Source organism: Clostridium carboxidivorans P7 (assembly GCF_001038625.1).
GTDB lineage: Bacteria > Bacillota > Clostridia > Clostridiales > Clostridiaceae > Clostridium_AM > Clostridium_AM carboxidivorans.
Genome location: NZ_CP011803.1, coordinates 3405714 through 3420285, shown reverse-complemented (window position 1 = coordinate 3420285; position 14572 = coordinate 3405714). Strand labels below are relative to the sequence as shown.

The window sequence follows — 14572 nt, the reverse complement described above, 5'->3', positions numbered from 1 at the left end:
AGAATATAAGCATAAGTGGATATTATGTTAGTGATATCTACTTGTGCTATTTTTCTGTAAAGTTATTTAATATTTAGAAAATATAAAATTATCTTTTTTGATTTTTTGTATTGAATTTTATTTTCAAGGTGATAAAATTAAATCGTCGGTATTCAATTTGAAACCGAACGGAAATTTTTTAATAAGAAATTCCGAATTATATCCCAAAAAGGAATAAGAACGGAGGTAAATTATCAATGGAAAGAGGATTAAAATCTACAGCTAAGTTTAGCACAAGACAGCTTGCTGTCATAGGCATGTTGTCATCAATTTCAATCATATTAGGGTTAACTGGATTAGGATTTATACCCATACCACCTGTAAAAGCAACTATTATGCATGTTCCAGTTATTATTGGAGCAATACTAGAAGGACCTGTAGTAGGTGCCATGGTAGGATTGATTTTTGGTATATTTAGTATTGTACAATCAATAACTGCACCAACACCAGTTTCTTTTGCATTTATGAATCCATTAGTTTCTGTATTGCCTAGAGTACTTATAGGATTAACATCTTATTATGTTTATAAGGTCGTTAAGTTAAAGTCAAAATCTCTAGGAATTGCATTTGGAGCTGCTGTAGGTACACTTACTAATACTATAGGTGTACTTGGAATGCTATACCTTATATACTTAGGACCTTATGCAAAAGCTTTAAATTTAAGCTTAAGTGCTGCTAAAAAAGGTATAATTGCAGTTGCTGTAACTAATGGTATTCCAGAAATAATTTTGTCAATGATTATTGTAGTTTCAGTAGTAACTGCAGTTAATAAAATAAAACATAGGTAGAAAAATGTTCCTTGAGTTCAAAATGAATTGAGCTCAAGGATTTTTTTATTTAATTCTAAATGTAATAAATATTAGAAAATTGTAGTTGCACTGTGCTATAATAGATTTGAATTCTATTTTTACCAGGAGGAAAGAAGAATGTTAAAAAAGAAATTTTGTTTATTAGTTTCAGTTGCAGCAGTTAGTTTATCAATGTTATGTACAAGTAAAGTTAATGCTGCCTTCCCTGAAGTTAAAAGAATTTGGGGAGCTGATAGATATGAAACTTGCAGTAAAATTGTACAAGAAGGCTGGAAGAGTACAAGCCAGTATGCAGTGATAGTAAACGGAGAAAATTTTCCAGATGCTTTAAGCGCATCTGTGTTAGCTAAAAAATATAATGCACCTATATTACTAGCTAAAGGTAGTACTTTAGGTGATAAAACTTATAGTGAATTAAAAAGATTAAAAGTGCAACACGTATTTATTGTAGGAGGAGCAGCTGTTATTACTCCTAGTGTAGAAAGTACAATGAAAAATATGGGAATAACTACTGAAAGATTAAGTGGACAAGATAGAAATGAAACTTCAGCAGCAGTAGCAGAGAAAATTGGTACTGATAATGGAGTTATACTTACTACAGATAATGATTTTACAGATGCATTGTCTATTGCACCAATAGCAGCTAGATATCAAATGCCTATCGTTTTAATGCCTAAAGATGGAATACCTGGTTCTGTTGAAAAATTTATGGCTGGTAAAAACATTTCTAAAACTTACATAATAGGGGGAGCAAATGTAATATCTGAAGATACAGCACTTAAGTTCCCTAATGTTGAGAGAATTGATGGTAAGGATAAGTATGAAAGAAATATAAATATTATTAAAGCTTTTGGAGATAAGATTGATTTTAGCAATGTATGCATGGCTTACTCAGAACAATTTGCAGATGCTTTAAGTGGTTCTGTTTTTGCAGCACAAGGAGCTAATCCTATTATATTGATGGGTGATAAAGCCAGCGAATATACTAAATATTTTTTAACTACTAAAGAAAGCGAAATTAAAAATATTACTGTTTTTGGTGGAACTTCGGGGGTTAAGGAGTTACATGAACAAGATGTATTTAATAGTACTAGTGGTGATGCTTCGAATAATACGCCAACTACAGAGGTAAGTGTTCAGAATAATGGTTCACCTATAGTTAAACAAGGAAATTGGGTTTACTATAGTGTAAATAATGGAAGCTCATCATCAACCAGCAAATTCTATAAGGAAAAAACTGATGGATCAGGCAAGGTGAAATTATCCGATGATTTTGCAAAAAAAATTTGGATTGATGGTGATTATATTTATTACATCAATTATTATGGAGAAGATCAAAAAAACTGCTTTTACAAAATGAAAAATGATGGTACTGAGAGAAGCGAATTAACAGATGATGCACCTGTTTATGTGAATTTTCAAGATGATTATATTTATTATGCTAAATATAATAAAGTAGATTCGGATAAGTTTTCTGTATATAAAATAAAAAAAGATGGAACTGGAAAACAACAAATAGGAAATGAACATGGAATGTATTTGGCATTAAAAGATGGATGGATATATTATGCTAATTTAGATGATGGATCTAAAATATATAAAATGAGAACAGATGGATCAGACAAAAAACTTTTATGTAATGATTCTGCAGAAAATTATATGAGTGTTGTAGGTGATTGGATTTACTATTGTGATAATGAAAATAATAATTTATATAGAATTAAACTTGATGGTTCAGAGAAACAAAAACTTAATAATTCAAATAGTAGAAACATAAATATTGAGGGGAATTATATCTATTACAGTGTAATAGATGATAATGATAATGGTTTATTGTATAAAATGAAATTAGATGGATCAGAAAATAAGATGTTAAGTGATGTAGATTGTTCTACCGCAGTGGAAGTTCAAGGAGAGTATGTTTATTGTTCAGGATTCAATTCAAATGGAGTTTATAGAATAAAAAATGATGGAACTGGCTATGAAAAGATAAGCCAAAATAAATCTGTTCTTTCCTTGTATGTAGCAGGAGATTGGGTATATCATTTAGATTTTATGTCTGGTAATATGACAAGTAAGTTATATAGAATGAAACTAGATGGATCTTCAAATGAAATTGTTGAATAAAAACTTAATGTAGCCTTTAGTTATGAAGTTTAAGTAAAAATTACATGATTATAATTTATAAAATTAGTGCGTTTTTTATATTCGCACTAATTTTTTATTGTGTATTAAAAATTTTAATTTGTCTAGAATCTATCTAATAGTTAGAACTTCTATATATTAATGAAGGCTATTTTTAATGATTTAGTTTTAGATAACATTATTAATAAATGTATTATAAGGATTTTATTATTATGTAGTATTATTATGAAATTAAATCATTGACATTTAGAAAAACATACACTATTATGTAATAAAGTAAACTAATAGTTTACTTTATTACATAATAGTGTTGGAGGGTTTTATGGGAACAAAAGAGAGAAAAGAGAAAGAATTATTAATAAAGAAGAATGATATTATAGATGCAGCAGAAAGAGTTTTTTTTGAGAAGAGTATGCAGCAAGCCACTATGGATGAGGTTGCAAAAGAAGCTGAATTTAGTAAGAGAACGGTTTATGTTTACTTTAAAAGTAAAGAAGAAATTTATTATGAAATTATGCTTAGGGCATTTAAAAATTTAAATAGAATGATAAATGAAAATTTAGAAAAATATAAATCAGTTAACAGCATAGGAAAAATTAAATTGTTAGGAAAAACCTTCATTGATTTTAGTATTAAGTATCCTGATTATTTTAGAGTTATAGTGGACTATGAAAATCAGCAATCAGACTTTAGCAGTAATAATAAAGTAATTATAGAATGCTATAAAGAAGGTGAAAAGGCATTAGATAATTTGAAAGAGATACTAAGGCAAGGAATAGATGAAGGAGAGGTATTGGAAAACATAAATATAGATACTACAACAATTATTTTATGGTCAAGTATTTCTGGTATTTTCAATAATATTGTTAAAAAACAAGATTATTTAGAACATTATTACCACATAAAAGCACCTCAGTTAATAGAGGAAACCTTTGAATTCATGATAAGATCTATAGTTAAATGTAAAGGTGGAAATTAATTATGAAAAAAAGAATAGCCTTTTTACTTATAGCATTTGTTGTTGCAGCGTTGGCAGCGTATAAGATTATAGATACAATAAAGATTAATAAAACCAGTAATATTTCCATAACAAGTGAAAAGCAAGGGAAAAAATTATCTGTTTCAGTTATAAAAGGACAAGAATATCTTCATAAATTCCAAGTTAATTCTTTTATTAGTATAAAAACTCCTCCACAATTTGCTGTTTGGATAGAAGATTTAAATGGAAATTATGTTAATACAATATATGCAACCTCGAAAGTTGTTAATCAAAATTGGAGTAAGGCGCCAGATGATTCAGCACAAGGCGGTAAAATTAAACGACAGGAAGCATTGCCTTATTGGACTCATAAACATGGAAATAATAAAATCAATCCAGATACTATGTCATCAGCTACACCTAAGGGCAATTCTGTAATAAGTAGTAAGATTAATGAAAAGCAAGGTGAATATATAATTTTTGCTGAAGTTAATATGTCAACAGATTTTAATGAATATTACCCTAAAAATGCTGAACAAGGAAAAGATAATTATTCAGGTGGACCTTGGGGAAGTGGTCAGCCAGCTTTGATTTATAGCTCAAATATTAATTTGAATTCAATAAATAAAATATACGACTTAAAACTTATTGGACATAGTAGTCCTGATGGATCTGATGGGAATTTATATAAAGATTTATCCAGAGTAACCACAGCAAAAAATATAATTGATAAGATAACAGTTCAAATAAATTAATATATATGTTATATAAAATAATGGGATGGTGTGTAATGAAAAAAATACTTGTATTAAATGGAAGTCCACGTAAAGATGGTATAGTTTATAATTTATTAAAAGAAATAGCTAATGGCTCAAAAGAGAGCAATGAAATAGAATGGATTGATGTATACAATTTAAAAATGAAACCATGTATAGCTTGCATGAAGTGTAGACCAAATAATGAATGTGTATTGCCTAAAGATGATGCACACATTGTTGGAGAAAAAATACAAAAATCAGATGTATTGATAGTTGGAACTCCTACTTATTGGGGAAATATGAGTTCTCAATTGAAAGTTTTGTTTGAACGTAATGTTCCAGTTTTTATGGGAGAAAGTGATAGTGGTATGCCAATAGCAAAGCAGAAAGGAAAAACAGCAGTGATAGTTGTATCATGCAGTACACCATGGCCATTTAACTTTATAGCGGCAGAAAGTAGAGGAGCAATGAAAGCTATAAAAGAGGTTTTACATTATGGTGGATATAAGATAGTAGGTAAGATTGTAAAGTCAGGAACTAAAACAAATAGAAATATTTCTGAAAAAATGTTAGACAAAGCAAGAAAAATAGGAGCTAAATTGTAGTAAGCAAGAATTATATTTATAACTATAGCTTATAATGATTAAAAATTAATGCGAAGTATGCTGTTGTGCTAATATATTTAGTTTTCTCCTAAAAAATACTATCTATATTATGATAAAATTATAGAAAAAGGTTTTAAACAAGGAGTATAAAAATGAAAGAAATAAGTTTTAGTGACATAGAAGGAATAAAAATAGGAAATTTTCAAGACCTAAATGGACCAACTGGCTGTACAGTAGTAATTTGTGAAGAAGGTGCATCTGCTGGAGTAGATGTTAGAGGAGGATCACCAGGTACTAGGGAAACAGATTTGCTGGATCCTGTAAATTTGGTAGATAAAATTCATGCAGTAACACTAGCAGGAGGAAGTGCTTTTGGATTGGATGCAGCTAGTGGAGTAATGGAATATTTAGAAAAAAAGAGTGTAGGGTTTGATGTTACTGTTACAAAAGTACCAATAGTATGTTCTGCTGTATTATTTGATCTAGCTATTGGAGATTATAGAATAAGGCCAGATAAACTTATGGGCTATAAAGCCTGTGAAAATGCTGAATTAAATGAATGTAAAGAAGGTAATGTAGGAGCTGGTACAGGTGCCACCGTGGGAAAGGTATTAGGAAGTGAATATTCGATGAAGGGTGGCCTAGGTTGTTATGCTGTTCAAGTAGGAGAGCTTCAAGTTGGTGCGTGCATTGCAGTTAATTGTCTTGGAGATGTAATAGATCCTCTTACAGGAAAAATTATAGCTGGGGCTTTGAAGGAAGATAAAAAGACTTTTGCAAATACAGAAGAAATTATGATATCACGATATTCAGAAAAGAAAAATTTGTTTAGTGGTAATACTACAATAGGAGTAGTAGCTACTAATGGTAAATTTACAAAGTCAGAAATGAATAAAATAGCCTCTATGGCTCACAATGGTTATGCAAGGACCATGAGACCTGCTCATTCCATGTTTGACGGAGATACAATATTTACTATGGCCACAGGAAAGATAGAAGCAGATATAAGTGTAGTTGGACTTTTAGCTGCTAGGGTAGTTGAACAAGCAGTAGTAAGAGCTGTTAAAAGTGCAGAATCAATACTAGGGTATAAGGCATATAAAGATTTAGCTAAATAGTAGATAACTTTATAATTTAAAAATTTTCTACAGGAAAAATATTACTTGCACAGCAATCATAAATATTGTAAAATTTATTTGCAGAAATAAAAACACAGTTCGGTAGGTAGTCCGGACGCATATTAAGTAAATTTAATATGTCAGTAGCCTTCCCCCTCGGGATGTCCATTTTCTGTATGAATTTAACTTGGAGGGGAAAAAAATGAATATCAAGCTTACTGTTTATTTCGAAGAGCCGTTTTGGGTAGGAGTTTTTGAAAGGACTTCAAATAGCCTTTATGAGGTTTCTAAAGTAACATTTGGTTCTGAGCCTAAGGATTATGAGGTTTATGAATTTATGCTTCGTAATTTTTATAAGCTAAGGTTTACTAAACCTGTTAAGCTAATGGACTTAAAAGAGAAGAAAATAAATGCTAAAAGGCTTCAGAAAAAAGTAAAAAAAGAAACTGAAAAAAAGGGAATATCAACTAAGGCTCAAGAAACAATGAGGTTAGAGCAGGAAAGTAAAAAAGTAGAAAGAAAAGAAATTTCTAAGACTAAAAAAGATGAAGAAAAGAAAAAGCAGTTTGAACTTAAACAGCAAAAAAAGAAGCAAAAGAAAAAAGGTCATTAAGTATGTAAGAAGGAGTTGACAATCAGATTGCCAACTCTTTTTGAATAAATATTTTAGGTGTAAGCATAATATAGGCTAATATAAAAGTTTGTAAATGTAACAAGCTATTTGAAAGTAATTTTAAATTTAATAAATTCTATAGTTAATTTTGTGTACAATAATTAACAAAAGTTAGATATAATATTACTTAGGTGTTTTAGATAAAAATTATTAAGTTAGGGGAGATAAAGATGACAGAAGAAATTAAAGATACAAATTCTATGAAAGAGTTTATGGAGGACATAGAATCATCTATGAAATCAATTAGAAGAGGAGAAGTTGTAAAAGGTAAGATTATATCTGTAACAGAAAATCATGCAATAGTAAATATAGGATATATGTCAGATGGAATACTATCCAAAAGTGAAGTAGTTGAAAATGAAGAAGACAATCTAAGTGATATTTTAAAAGAAAATGAAGAAATATATGTTTATGTATTAGATATGAATGATGGTGAAGGTAATGTACTTTTATCTAAAAAGGCAGCAGATAAAATAAAAGCTTGGGATGAATTGAAAAAGGCTTTTGAAGAAAAATCAGATGTAGAAACAACAGTAAAAGAAGTAGTAAAAGGTGGAGTTGTAACATACATAAATGGTATAAGAGCATTTATACCTGCATCTCAATTGTCATTATCTTATGTAGAAGACTTAAAATCATTTATTGGAAAAACTTTAACTGTAAAAGTAATAGAATTTGATAAAGATAAGGAAAAGGTTGTTTTATCTAGAAAAGTAATAGAAAAGGCTGAAGCAGAGGAAAAGAAACAACATCTTTTAAATAGCATTAAACCAGGAGAAAAAAGAAGTGGTGTAGTAAGCAGACTTGCTAAATTTGGAGCATTTGTTGACTTAGGTGGAGTAGATGGACTTATTCATGTTTCAGAATTATCATGGAAAAGAGTTAATAATCCAGCAGATGTGGTTTCTGTAGGAGATAAAGTTGAAGTTTATATATTATCTGTAGATAAAGAAAACAATAAAATAGCATTAGCATTAAAAGACGTAAATGAAAACCCATGGGAAAGTGTAGGTAATAAATTTAAAATTGGAGATGTAGTAGAAGGTGAAGTTTTGAAACTTGCAAGCTTTGGAGCTTTTGTAGAAATTCAGCCTGGTGTAGAAGGACTTGTTCATATTTCAGAAATATCAGAAGAGAGGATAGCAAAACCTTCAGATGTACTAAATTTAGGAGATAAGGTTAGAGTAAAAATATTGGATATAGATAATAAGGAAAATAGAATTAGCTTAAGTATTAAAGATGCAGTTGAAAAACCAAAGGAAGATTTAGATAAATTCAATGATAATGAAAGTGCAGGTACTAGTTTAGCAGATTTACTAAAAGATTTTAAATTTTAAGGTGTAAAAATGAGCTTCTAATGGAGTTTGTATCCATTGAAGCTTATTTTTAATTTCAGCATTTAAGTAAGCATATATTTTATATATTGTAAACGATAATAACTTACTTTTAATGAATTATTTTCCATAATGTAACTTTAAAAAAGTGCGTAAATAGTATATTATTATAGTTAGGCTATGTAAATTGATATTAAATTGTATTTAGTAATATAGCTCTATTATAAGTTCACAAAATGTCTTACAATAATAATTATATTTTATATATAAATATTTTTATTATTTATATTGATACAGAGGTGGTATTGTTTGAACTATGAATTGAAAAAAAGTGAACTGAATTTACAAAGTTTTATTAATAGCACAACACATTTTAACAAATGCGAAACAAGTAATGTAAATTATACTTTAGAACTTTTAGAAGGTGTATTAAAAGGAATTCCTGATATTATTAGAGTATTTAATTCAGATAATACAATTCTGTTTTTTAATGAAGCTGGATACAAATTTTATAATAAGACTCGAGGTGAAGTTAGAGGAAAAAAGTGTTTTGAAACTTTAAACAGAAAAAAAAATTGTGAAAGCTGTGATGTAGAAAAAGCCATAAGAACTAAACAAATGATAATAATAGAAAAGTATGTTCCAGAATTTAACCGGTTTATGGAGTGCACTTACAATCCAGTTTTAGATGACTCTGGTGAAATAATATTTGTTGTTGAACAATTAAAAGATATTACTGAAAAAAGGATAATGGCTAATACTGTTAAAGAAAGTGAAGAAAGATATCGTAAGATAGTTAATCTTTCACCTGAAGCTATAGCTATTGTAGTTGACAATAGAATTGTTCTAACAAATCATCAAGCTTGCAAGTTAGTAGGTACAGATTATAGTAAGATTATTGGAGAAAGTATATATAAATATATAGAAAGTGAAAGTGTAAAACCTATTCGCAAAAAAATAAAGCAAATATTAGAAGAAAAAAGAGCAAAGAGTACATCTGACCATAAAATTGTTAGATATGATCAAACTACAGTGGAAGTAGAGATATCTGCTAGTTATTTAACATATAAAGGTAGACCAGCTATTCAAGCAGTAATTAGAAATATTACGGAAACTAAAAGAGCGCTAAATCAGGCTGCTAAATTTCAAAAAAAATATATCGAAAGCATATCGCCTATTCCAGAAAAAATTCAAATGGAAACATTATATATGCCAGCTAGAACTGTAACCGGGGATTTTTTTAAAATATATAAAGTTAATGAAGATTTGGCAATTGGGATAGTTGGAGATGTTAGTGGTAAAGGAATCACAGCAGCTCTTAGTGTGTTGGCATTTTTTGTGTTATTTCGTGAAGCAATTTTAATTAGTTATGATCCAAGTGAAATAGTTAAAATTTTGAACAAAAAAATTGTCAATTACTTAGATAAATATATAGCAGCATGTTGTTTTAGTTTAGACTTAAAGAAAAATGAAGCAAGAATAGCAGGTGCAGGAATAAATCAATTTATGTTTCAAAAAAGTAATTGCAGTGCTGAGGAGTTTATTGTAAAAGGACCTTTTTTAGGTATGTTTGAAGATGGTGAATTTGATGAAAAAGTAATTTCCTTTGAAAAGGGAGATAGATTTTATTTTCCTACAGATGGATTGGAATTTATATTTGATGATTACGAAATTAAAGATAATTATCTTAAGGAACATACAATAACTGAATTTATAGAGTATATGAAAAATATTTTAAATAATGTAATTGCTGATTTTGGAGCTTTGAAGGATGATAGTACACTCATTGCCTTAGAAATTAAATAGTTTAGGAGGAATGCAAGTGAAAAGTAATGAATTTATTTTATATGGTTTATCAGAATATAAACAGATTATTGATAAAGTTATTTCAGAGTTAAATGCTTCACAATATGATTTCGATATAAAATTAATCTTGACAGAAGCTTTAACAAATGCTTTTAAACATGGAAATAATATGAATGTGGATAAGCCTATTTATTTGAGATATTCATATGATAATTCAAGCGTAAAATTTGAAGTTCAAGATTGTGGAACGGGACTTAAAAATGTAATAATTAATGATAATTTGAATGATGAAGATATTTTAGAAGATAAGGGAAGAGGATTATTCCTTATTAAAAATCTTTCAGATAATATTGAATTAAAGCCAAATATGGTGATTATAGAAAAAACATTGGCAGGATAAATTATCACAATTATAAATATGGAGGTATTAAAATGAGGACGAGTTTAAAAAACAAGTTAGGTTTGATGTTTTTTGTATTTATAGCTATTCCTCTTGTTGTTTTGGGAAGTTTTTCGTATTTTAGAACTTCAAGTTTAATGCAAAATACAGTTGAACAACAATTAGAGGAAACTACAAATCAAACAGCTAAATTAATAAATGAAAATATAAATTCAGTAAATAATTATGTTCAAATGTTAAGTTTAGATGGTAGGTTATCTAGCATTGCAAGTGGTGACGAGAAAAGTAGTGCTGATGTTTTTAACTATTTAGCTCAATTACAAAAACAAAATAGTAATCAACTAGAGGATGTATTCATTACAAATGCTTCTGGTAAGGAAGTTATAAGTAGTGAAGATGAAAAACCTAATGTTGATTTAAGTGATAGAGATTATGTACAAAATGCTTTAAAAGGAAACAAGAACATAAGTCAGGTTATAACATCTAAAACTACAGGAAAACCAGTAATAGTAATTGCTGCTCCATTAAAACTTAATGATAAAGTTACAGGTATAGTAGGCGCTACTATTAAATTTGAATATATTTCAAAATATGCTTCACAAGTAAAAATAGGAAATGATGGTTATAGCTATATAGTAGATAAAAATGGTTTAATTGATTATCATCCTACAAGTGAAAAGGTACTTAAGGAGAACATTTTAAATGATAATAATGATCAGTTAAAAACTTTATTTAATAAAGCTAAATCGGGACAAGCTGCAGAAGGATATTATACTTACGGTGGAGCTCGAAAATTTGTAAAATTTGTTCCTGTCAGCAATTGGTTTATAGCAGTAACTGCTGATTACAAGGAATATATGTCTCCTGCTGCAACTATCAGGAAATTTACTATTTTAATAGCTGTATTATCTGTAATTATTGCATTATTTTTAGCATACAAACTTACTGTAAGAAACATAATAAATCCTATTAAATACTTAGAAGGTTTAATGACAAAGGCTGGAGATGGAGACTTAACAGTAAGAGCTGAAATAAATACAAAAGACGAAATACAAACTTTAGGTGAATATTTTAATAAAATGATTGACCATCAAGATAATACAATACATCATATTAGAGAGGCATCTGAAAGTTTAACAGCATCTTCTGAAGAGCTAGCAGCTTCAAATGAAGAAATAAGTTCTACAACAGAACAAATAGCAAATACCATAGAGCAGGTTGCACAAAATTCTCAAGCTCAAAGCGATTCGGTTGTAGAAGTATCAGAAGTTTTAGTTCAACTATCAAGCTTAGTTCAAATATCACAAAGTAGAGCAGTTACAGCCAAAAAAAATTCAGAGCATACTATGGATAGTGCAGAACAAGGAAGAAATAAGATTGAAGAGACAGTTTCAGCTATTGAAAATATTAGCGAAGCATCAGCTGAAACAGAAAATACACTAAAGGTTTTACAAGAACTTTCTAAAAAAGTCAGTGGAATAATTAGTACTATAAATAATATTTCATCTCAAACCAACTTATTGGCATTAAATGCAGCTATTGAAGCAGCTAGAGCTGGAGAACATGGAAAGGGATTTACTGTAGTGGCAGAAGAAGTTCGTAAACTTTCGGAGGAAACTAATGTTGGTGCAAATGAGGTATCTTCATTGATAGGTGAAATGGTAGCTAAAATAGGAAAAGCTGTAGACAGTATGAGCTTAAGTAAAAATGCAGTAGAAAATGGAGTTAACATAGTAAAAGATACAGATAAATCTTTTGTTAGTATTATAGATGCTGTAAAACAAATATCAAAAGATATAGAGCAAATAGTAGATGTTACAAAGGATGAAGTGGCTACATCTGATAAGATAATAAATCTTATTAATACAGTTGCAACTGCTACTGAGAATAATGCGGCTAATAGTGAAGAGGTTGCTGCATCAGCGGAAGAACAAAATTCGGCAATTGAAAATGTGGCTGCTAGTGCTCAAGAATCTAGTGCATTAGCCATATCATTAAACAATCTTGTGGAAAAATTTATAGTTTGAGGTGATTTAAATGAATGAATTTAAAATTGAAATGCCAGAGAATTTCGCAGTAGATGAAGCAGATGAACTCAGAGAAAAGTTTAATTATTTAATGAAGGATGGGGAAAAAAATTTTGTATTAGATTTTAGAAAATGTACTTTTATTGACAGCACAGGACTTGGGGTTTTGGTTTCGGTTTATAAAAAGTGCAAAAGTATAAATGGTAGTCTTAAGCTTTATTCGATCAATGAACAAGTTATGAAGATTTTTAGTATGACTAGATTGGACAAGGTATTTGAAATATATAAGTAGATTATAAAGAAACATTTTTTAGAGGACAAAGGACAATTGACAGAGGACAGTTAAGGATGATTTTTCTTCGCTATCCTCTGTCCTATGTCAATTGTCCTCTATTTTAGTACACTAAGTACATCTTTTCTTTTTAACAATAATCTAAATAATGGATAGCCTATGCAGGTTACAACAACAAACTCTCCTAGACAAACATACAATGTAGATATCCAAAATGGTTGATGTAGTACAAAGTAAAGTTCAGCACCTACAAATACACAATTTATAGTAGGCCAAAGAGTAGCAATAAATAAACTTTTGGTTTTACTTATCATATAAACGCTTATAAGGGTAGCTGTAGTTCCAACTAACACATCAATAAGACCTAGAGGACTATATATATTTGATAGCGCACATCCAAGCACTAAACCAGGAATATAAATAGGGTCTATATATGCTAAAAGTGTCATAACTTCCGAAAATCTAAATTGTATAGCTCCATAACTTAAAGGAGCTATAGCCATAGTAGCTGCTGCATATAGTGCTGCTGTTATTGCAATTTTAATTAATTTCTTTAAGTTCATTTTAATTACCTCCAACGCCAAAATCAGTATTATTCCAAAGTATCTCTATATTATCATTTCCTTCAAGAAAACTATAATTATCTCTAAACCAGCTAATTAGTTCTTCATCTCTTTTAAATGGTGTAGAATTTTCTACATAAATATTTATACAGCCGTGTTTAAAATACTTTAATAGATAGTCTATATCTGTTTCTATCATTGCTTTTGTTTGTCCTTTAATTCCTACCATAAGGCAAATGGAGTTAAAGTACTTTGATACTTCTTCTGGTCCAGAAAATACAGCTCCTTTTTTCAAAACTTCACATCTAAAATGGCTGTCAAAAGTTTCGATACCACATTTAAATATAATAGGAATATTAAAGAATTGTTTCATTTCTTCAAGTCTGTTTCTATAAATCCAATGGCTTTCAAAAAATAGTTTTTTTATACCCTTAGAGTCTATTACATTTTTTATATCCTGTAGAGTTTCTTTTGGTAGTTCAAAACAACTGCCTGAATTTATAACTTCCAGTACCTTATGCTTCCCTGTAACATTTTTTAAAATTTCCTTATTGAAATTTACATTGAATTGAGTGTCACTATTATTATCTTCTATATAATCACAAAAGGTACATTTTCCCCATACACAGGGTGAAGCTTTTAATAGTACAATTTCTCTTTCATTTTTATTGACTATATCACTGTAACGAATCATATATTTTTCCTCCTTGTTTTATTATTTTAAGAAGTGGTTGATCAAGGTGAACACTTCTTATTGAATTGTATGATCGACATTAAGTGTTTAAATTTATAGAATACTTTACTATTATAGTATTTATTTTTGGAAACGTCCATGCTAAAATTGAAAATTTTTCTGTGTTTATTTAGAATAAAACTAATAAAAATTTTACGATAAATTCATTAATTGTAAATATATAGAGTGTATTATAGTTACATAAAATGGATAAATAAGAAAGGAGGTGTGTAATTTGAAAAAGGCAACAGTCAAAATAGTATGGATTATTGTGGCAGCTGCAATGCTATT

At 29.1% G+C, this 14572-nt stretch carries 14 protein-coding genes; 12 read left to right on the top strand and 2 right to left on the bottom strand.

Going from position 1 to position 14572, the window contains the following annotated elements; translation table 11 throughout:
• Positions 1-236 precede the first annotated feature (236 nt).
• From Ccar_RS14980 to Ccar_RS14920, 12 genes are all read left to right on the top strand, one after another.
• Positions 237-827: an ECF transporter S component gene (locus Ccar_RS14980; RefSeq protein WP_007062297.1), complete on the top strand. Its 591-nt coding sequence runs from the start codon at positions 237-239 to the stop codon at positions 825-827.
• A 138-nt stretch (positions 828-965) separates the two neighbouring features.
• Positions 966-2975 carry a DUF5050 domain-containing protein gene (locus tag Ccar_RS26415; protein WP_082141602.1) on the top strand — a complete coding sequence of 670 codons (2010 nt, stop codon included), beginning with the start codon at positions 966-968 and terminating at the stop codon, positions 2973-2975.
• Positions 2976-3315: 340 nt separating this feature from the next.
• Complete coding sequence (locus tag Ccar_RS14965) at positions 3316-3972, top strand: TetR/AcrR family transcriptional regulator (protein ID WP_007062300.1); 657 nt, start codon at positions 3316-3318, stop codon at positions 3970-3972.
• A gap of 2 nt (positions 3973-3974) precedes the next feature.
• Positions 3975-4727, top strand: a complete 753-nt coding sequence (locus Ccar_RS14960) for a T9SS type B sorting domain-containing protein (RefSeq protein WP_007062301.1) — start codon at positions 3975-3977, stop codon at positions 4725-4727.
• A gap of 35 nt (positions 4728-4762) precedes the next feature.
• Positions 4763-5335 (top strand): flavodoxin family protein, encoded by a 573-nt coding sequence (locus tag Ccar_RS14955; RefSeq protein WP_007062302.1) that lies wholly within the window; start codon positions 4763-4765, stop codon positions 5333-5335.
• Positions 5336-5487: 152 nt separating this feature from the next.
• Positions 5488-6453, top strand: coding sequence for a P1 family peptidase (locus Ccar_RS14950; RefSeq protein ID WP_007062303.1), 966 nt, complete (start codon positions 5488-5490; stop codon positions 6451-6453).
• A gap of 202 nt (positions 6454-6655) precedes the next feature.
• Positions 6656-7066, top strand: a complete 411-nt coding sequence (locus tag Ccar_RS14945) for a YjdF family protein (protein WP_007062304.1) — start codon at positions 6656-6658, stop codon at positions 7064-7066.
• 230 nt (positions 7067-7296) lie between these two features.
• Positions 7297-8463, top strand: coding sequence for a 30S ribosomal protein S1 (rpsA, locus tag Ccar_RS14940; RefSeq protein WP_007062305.1), 1167 nt, complete (start codon positions 7297-7299; stop codon positions 8461-8463).
• Positions 8464-8769: 306 nt separating this feature from the next.
• Positions 8770-10266, top strand: coding sequence for a SpoIIE family protein phosphatase (locus Ccar_RS14935; protein ID WP_082141601.1), 1497 nt, complete (start codon positions 8770-8772; stop codon positions 10264-10266).
• A gap of 16 nt (positions 10267-10282) precedes the next feature.
• Complete coding sequence (locus Ccar_RS14930; protein WP_007064207.1) at positions 10283-10666, top strand: ATP-binding protein; 384 nt, start codon at positions 10283-10285, stop codon at positions 10664-10666.
• Positions 10667-10698: 32 nt separating this feature from the next.
• Complete coding sequence (locus tag Ccar_RS14925; protein ID WP_007064206.1) at positions 10699-12693, top strand: methyl-accepting chemotaxis protein; 1995 nt, start codon at positions 10699-10701, stop codon at positions 12691-12693.
• A gap of 10 nt (positions 12694-12703) precedes the next feature.
• Positions 12704-12985 (top strand): STAS domain-containing protein, encoded by a 282-nt coding sequence (locus tag Ccar_RS14920; protein WP_007064604.1) that lies wholly within the window; start codon positions 12704-12706, stop codon positions 12983-12985.
• A gap of 98 nt (positions 12986-13083) precedes the next feature.
• On the opposite strand, the gene Ccar_RS14915 is transcribed toward Ccar_RS14920, so the two are convergent.
• Positions 13084-13548: a QueT transporter family protein gene (locus Ccar_RS14915; RefSeq protein ID WP_048030120.1), complete on the bottom strand. Its 465-nt coding sequence runs from the start codon at positions 13546-13548 to the stop codon at positions 13084-13086.
• Between the two features lies 1 nt (position 13549).
• Entirely contained in the window at positions 13550-14242 is a 693-nt protein-coding gene (locus Ccar_RS14910) for a hypothetical protein (RefSeq protein ID WP_007064085.1), read from the bottom strand.
• Positions 14243-14572: the final 330 nt, after the last annotated feature.